This window comes from uncultured Roseobacter sp. (genome assembly GCF_947501835.1).
In the GTDB taxonomy this organism is placed as follows: Bacteria; Pseudomonadota; Alphaproteobacteria; order Rhodobacterales; family Rhodobacteraceae; genus Roseobacter.
In genome coordinates this window covers 348,900-366,527 of record NZ_CANMXR010000001.1, presented here as the reverse complement: position 1 = coordinate 366,527, position 17,628 = coordinate 348,900, and the positions used below count along the sequence as shown (strand labels likewise).

At 62.7% G+C, this 17,628-nt stretch carries 17 protein-coding genes; 7 read left to right on the top strand and 10 right to left on the bottom strand.

Features of this window, described 5'->3' with window-relative positions; translation table 11 throughout:
• The first annotated feature begins 23 nt into the window (after positions 1–23).
• From Q1A20_RS01800 to Q1A20_RS01780, 5 genes are all read left to right on the top strand, one after another.
• Entirely contained in the window at positions 24–635 is a 612-nt protein-coding gene (locus Q1A20_RS01800) for a holin-associated N-acetylmuramidase (protein WP_298969842.1), read from the top strand.
• On the top strand, positions 626–1,216 hold the full coding sequence (locus Q1A20_RS01795) for a holin family protein (RefSeq protein ID WP_299404233.1): 591 nt from the start codon (positions 626–628) through the stop codon (positions 1,214–1,216). The genes Q1A20_RS01800 and Q1A20_RS01795 overlap by 10 nt, the downstream gene beginning before the upstream one ends.
• Before the next feature lie 58 nt (positions 1,217–1,274).
• Positions 1,275–3,236, top strand: a complete 1,962-nt coding sequence (locus Q1A20_RS01790; RefSeq protein WP_299915664.1) for a heme lyase CcmF/NrfE family subunit — start codon at positions 1,275–1,277, stop codon at positions 3,234–3,236.
• Positions 3,233–3,685, top strand: a complete 453-nt coding sequence (locus tag Q1A20_RS01785; RefSeq protein WP_299404238.1) for a cytochrome c-type biogenesis protein — start codon at positions 3,233–3,235, stop codon at positions 3,683–3,685. Before Q1A20_RS01790 ends, Q1A20_RS01785 begins: the two co-directional genes overlap by 4 nt.
• 69 nt (positions 3,686–3,754) lie before the next feature.
• Positions 3,755–4,531, top strand: coding sequence for an enoyl-CoA hydratase-related protein (locus tag Q1A20_RS01780; RefSeq protein ID WP_298969838.1), 777 nt, complete (start codon positions 3,755–3,757; stop codon positions 4,529–4,531).
• On the opposite strand, the gene Q1A20_RS01775 is transcribed toward Q1A20_RS01780, so the two are convergent.
• From Q1A20_RS01775 to gltX, 3 genes are all read right to left on the bottom strand, one after another.
• Positions 4,528–4,845, bottom strand: a complete 318-nt coding sequence (locus tag Q1A20_RS01775; protein WP_299404240.1) for a hypothetical protein — start codon at positions 4,843–4,845, stop codon at positions 4,528–4,530. The genes Q1A20_RS01780 and Q1A20_RS01775 overlap by 4 nt on opposite strands.
• A gap of 412 nt (positions 4,846–5,257) precedes the next feature.
• A complete protein-coding gene (gltA, locus tag Q1A20_RS01770; RefSeq protein WP_299915662.1) occupies positions 5,258–6,553 on the bottom strand; it encodes a citrate synthase in 1,296 nt (431 codons plus the stop codon).
• Between the two features lie 85 nt (positions 6,554–6,638).
• Positions 6,639–8,051 carry a glutamate--tRNA ligase gene (gene gltX, locus Q1A20_RS01765; RefSeq protein WP_299915660.1) on the bottom strand — a complete coding sequence of 471 codons (1,413 nt, stop codon included), beginning with the start codon at positions 8,049–8,051 and terminating at the stop codon, positions 6,639–6,641.
• 89 nt (positions 8,052–8,140) lie between these two features.
• Between gltX and Q1A20_RS01760 the strand changes: the two genes are divergently transcribed.
• Entirely contained in the window at positions 8,141–10,201 is a 2,061-nt protein-coding gene (locus Q1A20_RS01760) for a ComEC/Rec2 family competence protein (RefSeq protein WP_299915658.1), read from the top strand.
• On the opposite strand, the gene lexA is transcribed toward Q1A20_RS01760, so the two are convergent.
• From lexA to Q1A20_RS01725, 7 genes are all read right to left on the bottom strand, one after another.
• Positions 10,195–10,896, bottom strand: a complete 702-nt coding sequence (lexA, locus tag Q1A20_RS01755) for a transcriptional repressor LexA (protein WP_298969833.1) — start codon at positions 10,894–10,896, stop codon at positions 10,195–10,197. The two genes, Q1A20_RS01760 and lexA, sit on opposite strands and share 7 nt — an antisense overlap.
• 79 nt (positions 10,897–10,975) lie before the next feature.
• The gene (gene glp, locus Q1A20_RS01750; RefSeq protein WP_298969832.1) at positions 10,976–12,148 is read right to left on the bottom strand and encodes a gephyrin-like molybdotransferase Glp; all 1,173 of its coding nucleotides are present in this window, start codon (positions 12,146–12,148) and stop codon (positions 10,976–10,978) included.
• Positions 12,145–12,624 (bottom strand): cyclic pyranopterin monophosphate synthase MoaC, encoded by a 480-nt coding sequence (gene moaC / locus Q1A20_RS01745; protein WP_298969831.1) that lies wholly within the window; start codon positions 12,622–12,624, stop codon positions 12,145–12,147. Before moaC ends, glp begins: the two co-directional genes overlap by 4 nt.
• Position 12,625: 1 nt before the next feature.
• Positions 12,626–13,438, bottom strand: coding sequence for an indole-3-glycerol phosphate synthase TrpC (gene trpC, locus Q1A20_RS01740; RefSeq protein ID WP_299915657.1), 813 nt, complete (start codon positions 13,436–13,438; stop codon positions 12,626–12,628).
• Positions 13,435–14,106: a uracil-DNA glycosylase gene (locus Q1A20_RS01735; RefSeq protein WP_299915655.1), complete on the bottom strand. Its 672-nt coding sequence runs from the start codon at positions 14,104–14,106 to the stop codon at positions 13,435–13,437. The genes trpC and Q1A20_RS01735 overlap by 4 nt, the downstream gene beginning before the upstream one ends.
• A complete protein-coding gene (gene trpD / locus Q1A20_RS01730) occupies positions 14,103–15,122 on the bottom strand; it encodes an anthranilate phosphoribosyltransferase (protein ID WP_299915653.1) in 1,020 nt (339 codons plus the stop codon). The genes Q1A20_RS01735 and trpD overlap by 4 nt, the downstream gene beginning before the upstream one ends.
• On the bottom strand, positions 15,119–15,700 hold the full coding sequence (locus tag Q1A20_RS01725) for an aminodeoxychorismate/anthranilate synthase component II (protein ID WP_299915994.1): 582 nt from the start codon (positions 15,698–15,700) through the stop codon (positions 15,119–15,121). The genes trpD and Q1A20_RS01725 overlap by 4 nt, the downstream gene beginning before the upstream one ends.
• Before the next feature lie 191 nt (positions 15,701–15,891).
• Here Q1A20_RS01725 and Q1A20_RS01720 point away from each other — a divergent pair, with 191 nt between their 5' ends.
• A complete protein-coding gene (locus Q1A20_RS01720; RefSeq protein WP_299915651.1) occupies positions 15,892–17,625 on the top strand; it encodes a divergent polysaccharide deacetylase family protein in 1,734 nt (577 codons plus the stop codon).
• Positions 17,626–17,628: the final 3 nt, after the last annotated feature.

Sequence of the window (17,628 nt, the reverse complement as noted above, 5' to 3'; positions counted from 1 at the left end):
ATAGGCGAGCAAAGGGGATATGCATGCAGACGGTCAGAGAGATCGCGTCAGAGATCGTGGCGCGAGAAGGCGGTTTTGTGAACGACCCGGATGATCCGGGCGGGGCCACAAACTTCGGGGTGACCATTCACACGATGCGCACATTGGGCATTGATCTGGATCGCGACGGGGTGATTACAGTCGCCGATGTCCGCGCGCTCAGCAAAGAGCAGGCCATCGAAGTCTTTGAAAAGCATTATTTCGAAAAGCCGCTGATCGCGCTGTTGCCGCCAGCGCTGCATGCGACCGTTTTCGACATGTACGTGAACGCCGGCAGCAACGCGATCAAGATCCTGCAGAGGCTTTTGCGCGACATGGGGCATGACATCGTGGTCGACGGGGCGTTGGGGCCGCAAAGCATTGCCGCAACGCAGGCGGCCTATGTCGAAGCGCCGGAGCATCTGGCGGATGCCTACGGTATCGCGCGGCGCAACTATTACTTTCGCATTGCGGATCGCCGTGCGGCGAGCCGGAAATACGCGCGAACCCGCAAAGGCGGTAAAGGTGGATGGATCAAGAGGGCCGAGGAGTTCATTTCCTCCCGCTACCATCTGACAGAGCAACAATTTCAACAGAGGGTCGCGGCATGGGTCTGATCACAGGGATACTCAACGTTCTTTTCGGCAACGGGCGCAACATGATAACGGACACCGCCGAAGTGTTTCGCGAGAACACCGAAGAGGGCGCCGCCCGGTCGCAGGAGCTGCGTCTGGAGGCGATGCAACAGTTTGCCGGTGAATTCGACGCGTCGAAACAGGGATGGTTTGACAGGCTGATGGATGGCGTCAATCGTCTGCCACGCCCGGCGCTGGCCCTGGGTACGCTTGGGCTTTTCGTGGCAGCGATGGTGGACCCGATCTGGTTTGCGGCGCGCATGCAGGGGATCGCCCTGGTGCCGGAGCCGCTCTGGTGGCTGCTGGGGGTGGTCGTGTCCTTTTACTTTGGCGCGCGTCACCAGATCAAAAACCAGCAATTCCAGCGGTCCATCGCGCAGACGATGTCCCTGGCGCCGCGTGTGGTGGAGAACATCACCGCGCTCAACAGCCTGAAACCGACCACGCCCGGACTGGCCGACACCGGCCACGACGCGCGCCTGTCCGCCTTGTCGGTCCGGCCTGATGGCAACCCGGCACTGGCGGATTGGCAGTCCCGGCGCAAGCAGACCGCGACAAAGTGATCACCTGATCTGCGCGATTGTCATTGGACGTCATTCGCCCGCGCCGTATACTGCGGGCATGATTACAGAGTTTGGACATTTCGCGCTGATCCTGGCCTTCATTGTCGCCATCGTTCAGATGATTGTGCCCCTGATCGGGGCGCACAAACGCTGGCCTGCCTGGATGGCCGTCGCGGAACCGGCGGCCTCAGCGCAGTTCTTCCTGACGGCCTTTTCCTTTGGCGCGCTGATGTACGCCTTTATCGTGTCCGATTTCAGCCTGCGGCTGGTGACGTTGAACAGCCATTCCGCCAAACCGATGCTCTATAAAATCAGTGGGACATGGGGCAACCACGAAGGTTCCATGCTGCTCTGGGTGCTCATCGTAACGCTATTTGGCGCCATGGCCGCGTGGTTTGGCGGCAATCTGCCACCCACGTTGCGGGCGCGGGTGCTGGCGGTGCAATCCGCCATCGGTGTGGCATTTTTCGCCTTCATTCTCTTCACATCCAACCCGTTTCTGCGCCTTGCCGTGCCGCCGTTCGACGGGCAGGATCTTAACCCGCTGTTGCAGGACCCCGGCTTGGCGTTTCACCCGCCATTCCTCTACCTCGGATACGTGGGTCTGAGCATGGCCTTCAGCTTTGCCGTGGGTGCCCTGATCGAGGGCCGTGTCGATGCGGCCTGGGGCAGGTGGGTGCGGCCCTGGACGCTGGCGGCCTGGGTGTTTCTGACCATCGGCATCGCGCTGGGTTCCTGGTGGGCCTACTATGAACTCGGTTGGGGCGGTTTCTGGTTCTGGGACCCTGTGGAAAACGCCTCCTTCATGCCCTGGCTGCTGGCTGCGGCGCTGCTGCATTCGGCCATTGTGGTGGAAAAACGCGAAGCGCTGAAAAGCTGGACCATCCTGCTGGCCATCCTCGCCTTTGGTTTCTCGCTGATCGGCACCTTCATCGTCCGCTCCGGCCTGCTCACCTCGGTGCACGCCTTTGCGAATGACCCCGAACGCGGCGTGTTCATCCTGATGATCATGGCGTTTTTCATGGGCGGGGCGTTGATGCTCTTTGCCTTCCGGGCCGGTACGATGGAAGCAAAAGGTGTGTTCAGCGTGGTTAGCCGTGAAAGCGCGCTGGTGGCCAATAACCTGCTGCTTGCCGTGTCCTGCTTTGTCGTCTTTGTCGGCACCATGTGGCCGCTGGTGGCAGAGATGTTCTTTGACCGCAAACTCAGCGTCGGACCGCCCTTCTTCAACATGGCATTCTCGCCCTTCATGCTTGTTCTGGGGCTGATCCTGCCCATCGGATCGGCGATGCCTTGGAAGCGCGCGCGCATCCTGCGGGCCATGCAACCGCTGCGCTATGTCTTTCTGCTGGCGCTTGCCATCGGCGGGTTGGCCTTTGCGATGCAGACCGGGCGCAGCCTGCTTGGGCCCATTGGCATGTTCCTTGCCGCGTGGATCGTGATGGGGACCATCGTCGATCTGGCGCAGCGCACGGGCCGGGGGTCCGGGCGGTTGGCCCGGCTGACCCGCTTGCCGCGTGCGGATTGGGGCAAGATGGTTGCGCATTCGGGTCTCGGGATCACCATGATGGGGGTGTCTGGTCTGATGGCATGGCAACAGGAAGACATTCGCGTCGCGCAGTTTGGCGAACCCTTCGAGGTCGCTGGCTATACGCTGACGCTGAACGATGTCGTCACCAGCCAGGGGCCGAATTTCATATCGACAACCGGCTACATCACATTGGCCGAAGACGGGCGCCAGATTGCCGAACTGCGGCCTGAAAAGCGCATCTACCCGGTGGCCCAGATGCCGACGACCGAGGCCGCGATTGACTATGATCTGGCGCGCGATGTCTACGTGGTGATCGGGGACGAGCAGGTTGGTGGCGGCTGGGCGGTGCGGACCTACATCAAGCCCCTCACCAATTGGATCTGGATCGGGTCCGGCCTGATGGCGCTGGGGGGCCTCTTGAGCCTATCGGACCGGCGCTTCCGCGTTGCGGCTGGCGCGCGCAAAGCTGTTCCGGTGCCCGCCGAATGATCCGCCTCCTCCTCATATTGGTGATGTTGGCGGGCCCGCTCTGGGCGCTCAGCCCGGATGAGATGCTGGACGATCCGGGGTTGGAGGCCCGCTCGCGGGCGCTGGATCACGCATTGCGCTGCGTGGTCTGCCAGTCGGAATCGGTGGCCTCCTCCAACGCCAATTGGGCGGAGGACGCGCGGCGCACCGTGCGCGAATTGGTGGCGGGGGGCGCAACGGATGATGACGTGCTGGATTTCTTTGTGGCGCGCTACGGCGAATTTGTCCTGATGTCACCGCGGGTCAACGGGTCAAACTGGTTGCTTTGGGCGGCAGGCCCGTTGATGCTGCTGCTCGCCACGGGCGTCGGCTATGGTTATCTGCGCGGGCGCTCCAAAACAGCCGCGCCACAAGAGGAAGCCCTTTCCGACGCCGAGGCCGCGCGCCTGCGCGAAATCCTCAAGGAGTGACGTCTCGTTGCCCTTTTCTGAACCGCTCAGTTTGATATGACGGGGCGAGCCTGAGGAAAAGGATGCCAGATGGACTATCAAACGCTGAGCTGCACGCTGGACAATGGCGTTGCGACGATCACGCTGAACCGGCCCGACAAGATGAATGCGCTGAGCACGCAGATGCGTGCCGAGATTGCCTATGCGGTTTCCGAGGCGGGCAAGACGGCGCGTGTTGTGGTGTTGACCGGCGCGGGCCGGGCCTTTTGCTCCGGCCAGGATCTGGGGGACCGGGTCAGTGCGGCAAACCTCGATCTGGAACGAACCCTGCGCGATGAATACGCGCCGATGCTGCGCGCGATTGTGGAGTGCCCGGTGCCGACAATTGCAGCGGTCAATGGGGCCGCGGCGGGGGCGGGGGCCAATCTGGCGCTGGCGGCGGATGTGGTGATTGCGGCACAGAGCGCCTATTTCCTGCAGGCTTTCGCCCGCATTGGTCTCATCCCGGATGCGGGCGGCACCTATGTGTTGCCGCGCACCATGGGCACAGCCAAGGCGATGGGAGCCGCCCTTTTCGCCGATAAGATCACCGCGCAACAGGCCGATGACTGGGGCATGATCTGGGAGGCGGTGCCGGATGCAGAATTCGACGCCCATTGGAAAGCCCGCGCCGCCCATCTGGCGCAGGGGCCAACCGCCGCCTATGCCGCGATCAAGAAGGTGATCCGCGGCAGCTGGGACAACTCCATGGAAGACCAGCTGACCTTCGAGGCCAAGCAGCAGGGCAACTGTGGCAAATCGCGTGATTTCAAAGAGGGCGTGCTGGCCTTTACCGAAAAGCGCCCCGCACGGTTCGAAGGGCGTTAGGTCCCGTCCACGGTGGTCACAAACCGCTCCACCAGCAGGATGTCATCCACGGTCAGGCGGGGGCCATCGGCGCAGGCAACAACGGCCACCGCCACGCCATTGGCCAGCACCGTCTGCACACTGCCTGAGACGTCGGAAATCGTGATTTCGGGCGGCACCTCACCCTTATTGTAGACCACCGCGATCTTGTCTGCGCTGGCCTCGTCATCTGAGATGATGGCGCCCTCTGGTCCGCTGTCCCAGGCGCTGGCCAATGGCATGTATCTCGCCAGACCCTGCCCGGAGAATCGCATTTCGCTTCCGTCACGTGCCATTTGCGCCTCGCACACTATCAAAAGGGGGATGCGACGTGCACCTCAGCGGCACTTGCGCGCCCGGCCCCAAGACTACCCAATTCGGCCAGATGGATCGAAACACTGCGCGTTCCCCGGCCCGGATCGGTCGAGGGATCTGCGCGCCCACATGGCGATTGCGATAACCTAGGGGCTGGCGTGGAAGCAGGTCAAGAAATCTGCAGTATTATGCACCGGCGCGAAACAATGACATATTTCGAACACATTTCCCGATCGGGATCGGAGACAGTGCGCGCGGCAAACACCGGAAATATCAGCGAAAAAGCCGAATTTCCTGGTGTCGCACTGTGTGATTCGCGAACGTGCAACCGTCAACCACAGGGCCCTAAATCTCGCGTGCCCCGCCACCGGGCGCCGCACGCGAGGGACGCGTTCAGCGGTTTTCGATGTCCACGTAATCGCGCGCTGTTTCGCCGAGATAAAGTTGGCGCGGGCGACCAATCTTGTTCTGTGGATCCGCGATCATTTCTTTCCATTGCGAAATCCACCCAACCGTGCGGCTGAGCGCAAAGATCGGCGTGAACATCGACGTCGGGAAGCCCATCGCCTCCAGGATGATGCCGGAATAGAAATCCACATTCGGGAACAGTTTTTTGTCCGCGAAATAGGGGTCCGCAAGCGCTGCGGCTTCAAGCTCCTTGGCGACCTGCAGGATCGGGTTATTCTCGACACCCAGCAGATCCAGCACCTCATCCGCAGATTGCTTCATCACCTTGGCGCGGGGATCGAAGTTCTTATAGACGCGGTGACCAAAGCCCATCAGGCGGAAAGGGTCATTCTTGTCCTTGGCGCGGGCGATGAATTCGGGAATGCGGTCCGGCGTGCCGATCTCGTTCAGCATCTCCAGGCAGGCCTGGTTGGCGCCGCCATGTGCGGGGCCCCAGAGACAGGCAATGCCGGCGGCGATACAGGCAAAGGGGTTCGCGCCCGAGGAGGAGGCAAGGCGCACGGTCGAGGTCGATGCGTTCTGCTCGTGATCCGCGTGCAGCGTAAAGATCCGGTCCATCGCGCGGCTGAGGATCGGATTGACCTCGTAGTTCTCGGCAGGCACCGCAAAGCACATCCGCAGGAAATTGGAGGCATAATCCAGATCGTTCCGCGGATAGACGAAGGGCTGGCCAATGGTATATTTATAGGCCATCGCGGCGATGGTCGGCATTTTCGCGATCAGCCGGATCGAGGCCACTTCACGCTGCCACGGGTCGGAAATATCGGTGCTGTCGTGGTAGAAGGCAGACATCGCGCCCACGACCCCGGTCATGACGGCCATCGGGTGCGCGTCCCGGCGGAAGCCGCGGAAGAAATTCATCATCTGCTCGTGCAGCATGGTGTGAATGGTCACACGGCTTTCGAAATCCTCAAGCTCTGCCGGTGTGGGCAATTCGCCATAAAGCAGCAGGTAGCACACCTCCAGATAATGCGATTTGCTGGCCAGTTGGTCGATCGGATAGCCGCGGTGCAAGAGCTCGCCCTTGTCACCATCGATAAAGGTGATGGTGCTGTCGCAGCTTGCGGTCGAGGTGAAGCCCGGATCGTAGGTGAAAACACCCGCCCGCGCATAGAGCTTGCGGATGTCGACCACGTCAGGCCCGGCGGTTGGGGCAAAAATGGGCAGGTCATATTCCTTGCCGTCGATGCTCAACGTTGCGGATTTCGTGCTTTCAGCCATTGGTGGTCCTTCCTGTCTTACTTGCGGGCGCGCCCGCCGTCCGGCTTCGAACGCTCAGCGCGTCCGGCCAATTATCTGTGCAAGGTCATGGCCTCGCGTCCTCAGCTGCGTCGGTCAAGCGGGCGAGGGTTTCATCTTTGCCCAGAACCAGCATCATATCGAAGACCGAAGGTGTAGCGGCCCGGCCTGCCAGCGCCGCGCGCAACGGCCCGGCCAGTTTCCCGAACTTGGTTTCTTTGCGCGCGGCAAAGCCATTCAGGAGCCCCTCCAGATTTTCTCTGTCCCAGCTATCAGTTTGCAGCTGCGGCGTCAATTCGCTCAGCATACCACGGGATACCGTATCGAGGTTTTTCGCGGCCTTCTCATCGATGTCGACCGGGCGCGAAACCAAAGCAAACCGTGCTTTTTCAAGAAGTTCCGGCAGGGACTTCGCGCGCTCTTTGACACAGTACATGGCGCGTTTCAGCATCTCCGACTGCCCCTGCGTCAATGCAGGTTGACCCGCGGCGGCGAGAAATTCGGTGATTTCTTGCTGCAATGCGGCATCATCGGCCTGTGCAATGTGCTGCCCCGAGAGGTTTTCGAGCTTTTTGAGGTCAAACCGGGCGGGGCTTTTGCCGATCCCATCCAGATCGAACCAGTCGCGCGCCTGCGCGTCGGTAAAAAATTCGTCATCGCCGTGGCTCCAGCCCAGCCGCGCCAGATAGTTGCGCATGCCTGCGGCCGGAAAGCCCATGATCTGATATTCCTGCGCGCCCAGGGCCCCGTGGCGTTTGCTGAGCTTCTTGCCATCCGGCCCGTGGATCAGCGGGATATGCGCCCAGACCGGTACATCCCAGCCCATCGCCTCATAAATCATCATCTGACGCGCGGCATTGTTCAGGTGATCGTCCCCGCGGATCACATGGGTCACGCCCATGTCATGGTCATCTACAACAACGGCCAACATATAGACGGGCGTGCCATCGGAACGTAACAGAACCATGTCATCTAACTGCTCATTGCGGATGGTGACATCGCCCTGCACCCGGTCGCGGATCACGGTTTCGCCCGATTGCGGCGCTTTGATGCGGATCACGAAGGGCGCATCGGGGTGTGTCGCCGGGTCCGCGTCGCGCCAGGGCGAGCGGTAAAGCGTGTTGGTGCCCTGCGCCCGTGCCTGTTCGCGAAACGCGGTGATCTCTTCCTGCGTCGCGAAACACTTGTAGGCCTTGCCCGCCGACAGCAATTCATGGGCAACCGCTGCATGGCGGTCTGCGTTCTCAAACTGGCTGACGATCTCGCCATCGTGATCCAGCCCCAGCCAGGCCATACCCTGCAAGATGGCTGCCGTCGCCTCCGGTGTGGACCGTGCACGGTCCGTATCTTCGATCCGTAACAGGAACTTGCCGCCGCGCCCTCGCGCGTAGAGCCAGTTGAAGAGCGCCGTGCGCGCGCCTCCAATGTGCAGAAACCCCGTTGGGGAGGGGGCAAAACGGGTAACAACGGGCGCTGACATGCTGGCGTTTACCTTTCAGTAACCATGATGGGCGTAAACCTAGAAAGTCTGTCTATCCAGTGCAGTGAACGGGGGCAAGGAGGTGCTGCGTGACACAGATCCGAGCCATCCTGCTCAACCAGCGCGGGTCGCTTTTTGAGTGGATCCCTGTGTGCCTTGCCATCGGCATCGGCTGCTACTTTTTGCTGCGCTTTGAACCGTCGACGTCTTTCCTGATCGCGGTTGCCGCGGGTGCTGTGCTGCTCTTGGCAGCGACGCGGTGGATGGGCGAAGCCCTCAGCCCGCTCCTGATCGCGGTTGTTCTGGTGGCCACCGGGTTCATTCTGGCCGCGCACCGGGCGCATGACGTGGCCAGCCCCAAGATGGGGTGGCGTTATTACGGCCCGGTTGAGGGGCGCATCATCAACATGGATCGCAGCAGTTCGGACGCGCTGCGTCTGACCCTCGATCAGGTGGTGTTGGAGCGCACCAGCCCGCAGCGCACCCCCGAAAGAGTGCGGATTTCCCTGCACGGCGATCAAAGCCTCAGCGTGGCGCCGACGCCCGGCCTGCGGGTGATCACCACGGCGCATATCTCGCCGCCCGGTGGTCCGGTGGAGCCCGGGGGCTTTGATTTCCAGCGTCATGCCTGGTTCGGCCAGCTTGGCGGCGTCGGCTATTCCCGCGTGCCCTTGCTGGCGATCGCCCCGCCGGAAAAAGGCCAGTGGGAGCTGGTGATTTTTCAGGTGCGCATGGCCGTCGCCGCGCGAATGCTCGACATCCTGCCCGGCGATGTGGGTGGTTTTGCCGTTGCGGTTACCACGGGCGCGCGCAGCGCCATCAGTCAGGAGGCGCTGGATGACCTGCGCGCCAGTAATCTCGCGCATTTGCTGGCCATTTCCGGGCTGCACATGGGGCTGCTGACCGGGTTTGTCTTTGCGCTTCTGCGGATCGTTTTTGCGCTGATCCCGCCGCTGGCCCTGCGGGTGCCCGCGCGCAAACTGGCGGCGGGCGGAGCGCTGATTGTGGCGTCGGGGTATCTCGCGCTCTCCGGCGGGAATGTGGCGACTGAGCGTGCTTTCATCATGGTGGCCGTCGCCTTGACCGCGCTGATGCTAAACCGACGGGCGATCAGTCTGCGCGCCGTGGCGATTGCGGCGACGATTGTCCTCTTCTTGCGGCCAGAAGCCCTGTTGGGCCCCGGGTTCCAGATGTCTTTCGCCGCGACAACCGCGCTGGTCGCGGTTTTTGGCTACATGCGGGATCACCAGATTTCCATGGGCCCGAATTGGGCAAAGCCGGTGGTCGCGGTATTGATTTCATCGGGTGTGGCCGGTCTGGCCACGGCCCCCATCGGGGCGGCGCATTTCAACGCGATTTCACACTACGGTCTTTTCGCCAACCTGACCTCGGTGCCGATGATGGGCACGGTTGTCATTCCCGCGGCCGTCCTGGCGCTGGTGCTCGCGCCCTTCGGTCTCGACTGGATTGGCCTGTGGATCATGGGCTGGGGGCTGCGCTGGATCTTGGAGGTTGGCAGTTTCGTGGCTGGTCTCGATGGCGCGCGATCTTTTGTGCACGGGCCAGGGATGGCGGTGTTGCCGATGATTGCCCTGGGGTTTTTGTGGCTATGTTTATGGCAGGGGCGCAGCCGGTTGGTAGGCGTCCTCCCGGTGCTCGCGGCGTTTTGGCTGTGGGCCAATGCAGATCGACCCATCGGATTGATTGCGGAGAACGGCGCGCTGGTCGGCGTGATGACGGCAGAAGGCCGCGCGCTGAGCAAAGCCAAAGGGGCCGGGTTTGTCGCGCAGAACTGGCTGGAAAACGATGGCGAGGCCACGGATCAGCTGACAGCGGCGGAACGCTGGCCCGAAACGCGTGTCGCGGCCCTGCCTGGCGGTATCGAGGTCACCCATCTGGCGGGCAAGAAAGCGGTGGCCACGTTCGCAGGCTGCGCCGAGGGCCAGATCATTGTCGCCAACCTGAACCTGCCCAAAAACGCGTCCGGCTGCGTGCTGCTGGACCCAAAGCGGCTTGAGGATATGGGGGCTGTGGCCATCACCGAAACAAAGAGCGGGGTGCACCTCAGATCGGTGCGCGATGTCACTGGTGACCGGCTCTGGACGCCCTGGTATCGGGCCAGCAGCCAGAGCGAAAGATGGCGTCAGTAGGTGCGGATGAGGCCCACCAGCTTGCCCTGAACCTTCACCTGATCTTCGTTGAAAATCCGGGTTTCATAGGCGGGGTTCGCGGCTTCCAGCGCAATGGCATGACCTTTGCGCATAAAGCGTTTCAGGGTCGCCTCATGATCTTCGACCAGCGCCACGACGATGTCGCCATTGTCGGCCACGCTGGTTTCCTTGATCACCACCACGTCGCCATCATTGATCCCGGCCTCGATCATCGAATCCCCGCGCACTTCAAGCGCATAGTGCTCGCCCGAGCCTGACAGCATCTGGCTGGGCACGGCGACATTGTGGGATTGCTGGTTGATGGCCTCAATGGGCACACCGGCGGCAATGCGTCCCATCAGGGGCAATTCGGTTGCAGCGCTGGTGCTCACAGGCTGGGCGCTCGCGGGCTTGGGCGCATCGGGCTTGTCGCCATCGATCACCCGGGGGGTGAAGCCGGAGGTGGAGGCGCCGCCAAGGCTTTCGGGCAGTTTCACGATTTCGATGGCGCGGGCGCGATGGGCAAGGCGGCGGATAAAGCCGCGTTCTTCCAGCGCGGTGATCAATCGGTGGATCCCGGACTTGGAGCGCAAGTCCAGCGCTTCTTTCATCTCGTCAAAACTGGGGGGCACACCGTCGCGCTGCACGCGGGTGTGAATGAACTCCAACAAATCCAACTGCTTCTTGGTGAGCATCTTTTGGTCCTCCGACGCCTGAATTTGCGTTTGTTCTAGTGATGTTCCCGTTTTGTGTCAATGCTTTCGGTGCGGGGTGTCACAACGGCAGGTAGGCGACGGGCTCCCCGATAGCGCGCGCAGGATCATGGGGCGGGCGCACCAAAAGCGCGTTGGCCTGCGCCAGAACGGTCAGCAGAGAGCTGTCCTGCCGGTCAAAGGCGCGCAACCCTTCGGGCGTCACCGTGGCGCGCATATAGTGCTCGCGCGGCCCGTTGGGCGGCAGCGCGGCGGCAAGCGTTGTTTGCAGACGCGCCGCGGGGGCGATCCCCAATCCCAGCATAGCGCGCACGATGGGGGCCACGAAGACGGTGCCGCAAACCAATGCCGAGACTGGGTTGCCGGGCAGCCCGATCATCGGCACCCCGTCCAGCCGTCCCGCCATCAGCGGTTTGCCCGGGCGCATGGCCACTTTGTAAAAGGATTGTTCCATGCCGAGCTCTGCGGCGACGGGGGCCACCAGATCGTAGTCACCAACCGACGCGCCGCCGATGGTGACGATCAGATCGGCGGAGGCCGCCAGTTCGAACGCGGTTTTTAGCGAGGCCGCCGTATCCCGCGCGATGGGCAGCATCCGCGCCTCGGCGCCTTCGGCCTGCAATTGCGCTGCCAGGCCAAAGCTGTTGGAGGCGATGATCTGATCCGGCCCGGGGGTCTCGCCCGGCATGACCAATTCATCGCCCGTGGCGAGGATCGCCACCACCGGGCGGCGCGTGACGGGCGCTTCGGCGATGTTCATCGCCGCCAGTAGGGCCACATCGGGCGGTCCCAGACGTCGCGGCGCTTCGATCCGGTCCCCGGCTTTGAAATCGCCGCCTGCGGGGCGCACATTGTCCTTGCTGTCCATGTCCCGGTTCACGGTGATGACATCGCCACGGCGCGTGACATCCTCCTGAATCACAACAAAATCAGCCTCTTGGGGCATCGGCGCGCCGGTGAAAATGCGCACGCATTGCCCGGCGCCGATACGGCCCTGATAGCTGTGCCCGGCGGCGGCTTCGCCCACCACCTTGAACATCGCGTCCGGTTCGACCTCCGCGCGGCGCAGCGCGTAGCCATCCATGGAGGAGGCGTCAAATGGCGGTTGCGTGCGGGCCGCGGTGACGTCACGGGCCAGCACCCGGCCCGCCGCCTGCCGCAGCGGGATGGTTTCGATGTCCATCGGCGCCACGAGCGCAAACAGCTGATCCAGCGCTTCGGCGACAGAGATCATTGCGCTTCGAACCGTCCGGATTTGCCGCCGTCTTTCAAAACCACGCGCAGGTCATTGATCTGCATCGCCTTATCAACGGCTTTTGACATGTCATAGACCGTGAGCGCTGCCACAGAGGCTGCGGTCAGCGCTTCCATCTCGACCCCGGTCTGGCCGGTTGTCTTCACCGTCGCCTCGATCTGAAACCCAGGCAGGGTCTGATCGGGTGTGAATTCCACCGCGACCTTGGTGATCGGCAGGGGATGGCACAAGGGGATCAGATCGGAGGTGCGTTTGGCCGCCATGATCCCCGCCAGCCGGGCCACGCCCAGAACATCACCCTTTTTCGCGCGGCCTTCTGAAATGATATCAAAGGTTTCTGGCTGCATCTTAATGTTGCAGTGCGCCACGGCGATGCGGTCTGTAACCGGCTTGTCGCCAACGTCGACCATATGGGCGTCGCCCTTGCTGTCAAAATGGGTCAGCTTTCCCGCCATGCTACATTCCCGTCGCAATCATCGGGTTGACCAGAAGATCGCGCGTGGCCTTTTCGACGTCCTGCTGACGCATCAGGCTTTCCCCGATCAGGAAAATCCGAGCGCCGTAGCGGGCCATATCCGCGAGGTCCGCAGGCGTGCTCAGACCGGATTCGGAAACGATCAGCCGGTCTGCGGGTACATCGCCCGAGAAGGTGCGCGTCGTGTCGAGCGAGGTCTCAAAAGTCTTCAGGTTGCGGTTGTTGATGCCGATCAGGCGGCTTTTCAAATAGCTCGCGCGCTGCAGCTCTTCGGCATCATGCACTTCGATGAGCGCATCCATCCCCCATGCGGCGGCGGCCTCTTCGAGCTCCTCGGCCTGATCGTCACTGACCGAGGCCATGATGATCAGAATACAATCGGCCCCCAGCGCGCGCGCCTCTGCCACCTGATAGGGATCGTACATGAAATCCTTGCGCAGCACCGGAAGGTCGCAGGCGGCCCGCGCCTGCACCAGAAATTCCTTGGCCCCCTGAAAGCTTGGCGTATCGGTCAGCACCGACAGGCAGGTGGCGCCGCCATCGGCATAGGCCTCAGCCAGAGTCGCGGGGTCAAAATCTTCGCGGATCAACCCTTTGGAAGGGCTCGCTTTCTTGATTTCGGCAATCAGCCCGTAGCCATCAAGCGTCGCCCGGTGCAACGCGTCGGCAAAAGGGCGGACAGGGGGGGCATCGCGGGCTTCGGCTTCCACGTCGGCGAGTGGTTTTTCCGCCATGTCAGCGGCCACTTCTTCGAGCTTGTAGGCCTTGATCTTGTCGAGGATCGTTTCGGTCATGATGTCTCCGGCGGGTTGGCCCAGTTTATGGCCCGCGCGCCGCGCGCCTGCAACCACCCATTGACGCGGCTGAACGGTCGGGAGCCGAAAAACCCGCGCCGGGCGGACAGCGGCGAGGGGTGCGCCGTTTCGATTTTCAGGTTTGCGCTGGCATCGACGCCTTGCGCGGTCTTATGCGCGCCCGCCCCCCAGAGCAGATAGGCGCGGGGCTGGTCCGCCAGCCGGTCCAGGATTTGCCGCGTCAGGATCTGCCAGCCCAGCTTGTCATGGCCTTTGGCCTCACCCGCGGGCACAGTCAGCACGGTGTTGAGCAGCAAGACCCCCTGATCTGCCCAGAAGCTCAGATCTGCGTTGGGCGGGCAGCCCCCGATATCCCCCTGCATTTCCTTGAAAATATTGCCTAACGATCTGGGCAGGGGGCACACATCGGCCTCAGCAGAAAAGGCGAGCCCATGCGCGTGACCGGGGGTTGGGTAGGGGTCCTGGCCCAGAATGACAACGCGCACCGCATCGGGCTGCACCTGCTCCAACGCGCGAAAAATCAGCGGGGCGGGGGGCAGGATCTGGCGCTGCTCGGCGTGCAGGGCGGCCTCAATCCGTGGCCAATCGGTGGTAAAAAACGGCAGGTCGGGCCAGGCGCCCAAGTGGTTCAGGCGATGAGTGCTCACGCGGCCTGGGTGATCCTGGCCACGGCGGTGATCTTGTCGCGCGCAGCCCCGCTGTCGATGGCGGCGGCGGCTTTTTCCACGCCTTCTTTCAGATCCGACACGGCATCGGCGACCAGCAGGGCCGCGGCGGAATTCAGCAGCACCGCGTCGCGGTAGGCGGAGGGCGCGCCGTCCAGCAGCGCCTTGAAATCACGTGCATTTTCTTCAGGCGTGCCGCCGATGATGGCCTCAAAGGGATGGACCGGCAGCCCCGCCTCCTCCGGGTGCAGTTCGACCTCGGAAACCGTGCCATCCACTTCCAGGGCACTGACCCAGGAGACGCCGGTAATGGTCAGTTCGTCAGTCCCGTCCGAGCCATGCACCAGCCAGGCTTTTTCCGACCCCAGCGCGCCCAGCGTCTCCGCCATCGGGCGGATCAGGTCGCGGGAAAACGCGCCCGTGAGTTGCCGTTTCACCCCCGCCGGATTGGTCAGCGGCCCGAGAATGTTGAAGATGGTGCGGGTGCCAAGCTCGGCGCGCGTGGGCATCACATGAGCAATCGCGGGGTGGTGCATCGGCGCCATCATGAAGCCGATTCCAGCCTCGCTGAGCGCCTTTTCAACGACCGCAGGCCCGACCATCACGTTCAGCCCCATCTGCGTCAGCGCATCCGCCGCGCCGGATTTTGAGCTGAGGTTGCGATTGCCGTGTTTGGCGACGACCACGCCCGCGCCTGCCACCACAAAGGCGGTGGCGGTGGAGATGTTCAGCGTACCCTTACCGTCGCCGCCCGTACCAACGATGTCCATCGCCCCCTCAGGCGCCTGCACGGCATTGCATTTCGCCCGCATCACGGCAGCGGCGGCGGCGTATTCATCCACGGTTTCGCCGCGGGTGCGCAGGGCCATCAGGAAGCCGCCGATCTGGCTGGGCGTGGCTTCCCCGTCAAAGAGAATGCCAAAGGCGGTTTCCGCCTCATCTTTGGTCAACGGGCCCGTTGCGGCGGCCCCGATCAGCGGTTTCAGCGCCTCGCTCATGCCGGGACTTTCATCTCGTTCAGGAAATTCTGCAGCAATGCGTGCCCGTGCTCTGACCGGATCGATTCCGGATGGAACTGCACCCCTTGGATCGGCAATTCGCGGTGCTGCAGCCCCATGATCGTGCCATCCTCCAGGTCGGCGGTGATCTCCAGCACATCCGGCACCGTATCGCGGTCCACTGTCAGCGAGTGATAGCGCGTGGCGGCAAAAGGCGAGGGCAGACCCGCAAAAAGACCGCTGCCATGATGGCGGATATGCCCCATTTTGCCGTGTACGATGTCCTTGGCCTGAACGACTTTGCCGCCAAAGGCCTGACCGATGGTCTGGTGTCCGAGGCAGACACCCATCAGCGGTGTGCGGGTTTCCGCTGCTGCGAGCGTCAGGCTAAGGCAAATTCCTGCCTGATCGGGGTCGCAGGGGCCCGGGGACAGCAAAATACCCGCCGGGTTCATCGCCATCGCCTGCTGCACATCCAGCGCGTCATTGCGGTGCACCACAACATCCGCCCCCAGGCTGCCCAGATAATGCAAAAGGTTGTAGGTAAAACTGTCGTAGTTGTCGATCAGCAGCAACATGTCCAAAACTTCGAATTCGGGGCTGGAGGCGCAAGCCCCAAGCGCGATATACATCACGGATACATGTTCAGGCTTGCAAGGCCGCGTCAAGGGGCGCAAATAAGAGCAAAAGGTCGGAATATGACCAGGGTAGACGGTTCATTGATGCGCGCGCGGGTCGCGTGTCGGGGGCGAAACGAGGTGAGCAGAGAGTGGCACGAGGTTTTCTGAACGGAGCTCTTTGGGGCAGCGCTGCAAGCATTTGCGCGTTGGGTCTGTTGTCGACCTTTGCCGAGGGGCCGGTGGCCCCAGCTGTAAAGGCGAATGCGCCTGCGACGAACCAGGCGCCGCGCCCGGTGGCGTCAGATACCAATCAATCGCAGGGCGACCGGGTGCCGGTGACCGGCCAGCAGGCCCCAAAAGCCCCCGCGCCGAAACCCGATACGCTGGCCGCGGTTCCCAAAGAGGCAACCGCCTCTGCGGCACAACCGGAAACCGGTGAGGCCTCCGCGCTGAGCGATCCGGCGGTAGATGCATCCCAGCCGGGCATCGGGACACGCCAGAATACGACACCGGTGGTGCCCGGCGCGTCCTCTGCGGGTCTTGAGGCGCCTTCAGCCGAGCCGTCCCTTTCGGTCTCGACCGACCCGGCAGAACCCGTCGCGCCAAAGGTCACAGAAGAGCTCGCGTTGACAGAAGATCCGGTGCAACCCACGGCCCCTGGCAGCGCGCAGCCTTCGTCAGGACTTTCCACAGGTGTCGAAGAACCTGCCTCCGCGCCCGAGGTGTCGACATCCATTTCTGTCGATCCGGATCAGCCGCCGCTGCCGGATGTTCCGACAGAGACGCAGGCCTTTGAGACACCGGAGGTGCCTGAAGCCCCGTCGGAAGCGCTGCCTGTTCAGCCCTCGCAAGCGCCGGAAGCGACCCCTCAGGATGATGAGATTGCGCAGGCGGATGCCGTGCCAGAGGGTGATGCCACGCCTGATGCTGTTGCGACCCCGGATCCGGTGCCCGCGCCCGAAGAAACACCCGCCGAGGCCACACCGACACCTGAGCCGGATGTTCAGACAGCACAGACGCCGGATGCTGACGAAGTTTTGTCCAATCCTGGCACCCCAGCCGGAACGGTGGGCAATTTGGCCCCGGAGGTTCAAATCAATCGCCTGCCCACGCTGGGAGGTCAGACCGAGCCTGATGCTGAAACGATCACGCAATTGCCGGAGGCCGAAGAGGACCTCGCGCTCCCCGAACCCGGAGACCTGCGCCCAGTGGAACGCTATGCGCAGCCCTTTGAAAATGTCGACAACAAGCCGGTGATGGCGATCGTGTTGATGGATGAGGGCGTTGATTTATCACGCGATACCATTGGGTTACCGGCGCTGCGCAGCTTTCCCTATCCGATCAGCTTTGCCGTGGACACAAGCCTTCCGGACGCACAGGCGCGGATGGCGGCCTACCGCGCCGAAGGGTTTGAAGTTCTGGCCACCATCGATCTGCCACAAGGGGCAAAGGCGCGGGACGCTGAGGTTTCACTGGCCGTGGCGCTGGAAGCGGTGCCCGAAGCCGTGGGCGTGCTGGAAGGGATCGGTGAGGGCGTGCAGTCCAGCCGGGACGCGGCCCAGCAGGTCACTGAGATCCTTGCAGAAACCGGCCATGGGTTTGTGACCCAGAACAAGGGCCTCAACACCGTGCAGAAACTCGCGGCTAAGGCGGGTGTGCCCTCGGCTGTGGTATTCCGCGATTTCGACAGCTCACAGCAATCCCCCACCGTGATCCGCCGATTTCTGGACCAAGCCGCGTTCCGGGCGGGCAATGAGGGCGGTGTGATCATGTTGGGCCGGTTGCGCGAAGACACGATCTCGGCCTTGCTGATCTGGGGGCTGCAGGACCGGGCGGAGCGTGTGGCGCTGGTGCCGGTCTCGGCGGCCCTGAAGGCCCAATAGTCC

What these genes read in the sequence shown, in the direction of transcription:
- Q1A20_RS01800 (WP_298969842.1), top strand. Translation starts at nt 24, where the DNA reads ATGCAGACGGTCAGAGAGATCGCGTCAGAGATCGTGGCGCGAGAAGGC.
- Q1A20_RS01795 (WP_299404233.1), top strand. Translation starts at nt 626, where the DNA reads ATGGGTCTGATCACAGGGATACTCAACGTTCTTTTCGGCAACGGGCGC.
- Q1A20_RS01790 (WP_299915664.1), top strand. Translation starts at nt 1,275, where the DNA reads ATGATTACAGAGTTTGGACATTTCGCGCTGATCCTGGCCTTCATTGTC.
- Q1A20_RS01785 (WP_299404238.1), top strand. Translation starts at nt 3,233, where the DNA reads ATGATCCGCCTCCTCCTCATATTGGTGATGTTGGCGGGCCCGCTCTGG.
- Q1A20_RS01780 (WP_298969838.1), top strand. Translation starts at nt 3,755, where the DNA reads ATGGACTATCAAACGCTGAGCTGCACGCTGGACAATGGCGTTGCGACG.
- Q1A20_RS01775 (WP_299404240.1), bottom strand. Translation starts at nt 4,845, where the DNA reads ATGGCACGTGACGGAAGCGAAATGCGATTCTCCGGGCAGGGTCTGGCG.
- gltA (WP_299915662.1), bottom strand. Translation starts at nt 6,553, where the DNA reads ATGGCTGAAAGCACGAAATCCGCAACGTTGAGCATCGACGGCAAGGAA.
- gltX (WP_299915660.1), bottom strand. Translation starts at nt 8,051, where the DNA reads ATGTCAGCGCCCGTTGTTACCCGTTTTGCCCCCTCCCCAACGGGGTTT.
- lexA (WP_298969833.1), bottom strand. Translation starts at nt 10,896, where the DNA reads ATGCTCACCAAGAAGCAGTTGGATTTGTTGGAGTTCATTCACACCCGC.
- glp (WP_298969832.1), bottom strand. Translation starts at nt 12,148, where the DNA reads ATGATCTCTGTCGCCGAAGCGCTGGATCAGCTGTTTGCGCTCGTGGCG.
- moaC (WP_298969831.1), bottom strand. Translation starts at nt 12,624, where the DNA reads ATGGCGGGAAAGCTGACCCATTTTGACAGCAAGGGCGACGCCCATATG.
- trpC (WP_299915657.1), bottom strand. Translation starts at nt 13,438, where the DNA reads ATGACCGAAACGATCCTCGACAAGATCAAGGCCTACAAGCTCGAAGAA.
- trpD (WP_299915653.1), bottom strand. Translation starts at nt 15,122, where the DNA reads ATGAGCGAGGCGCTGAAACCGCTGATCGGGGCCGCCGCAACGGGCCCG.
- Q1A20_RS01725 (WP_299915994.1), bottom strand. Translation starts at nt 15,700, where the DNA reads ATGTTGCTGCTGATCGACAACTACGACAGTTTTACCTACAACCTTTTG.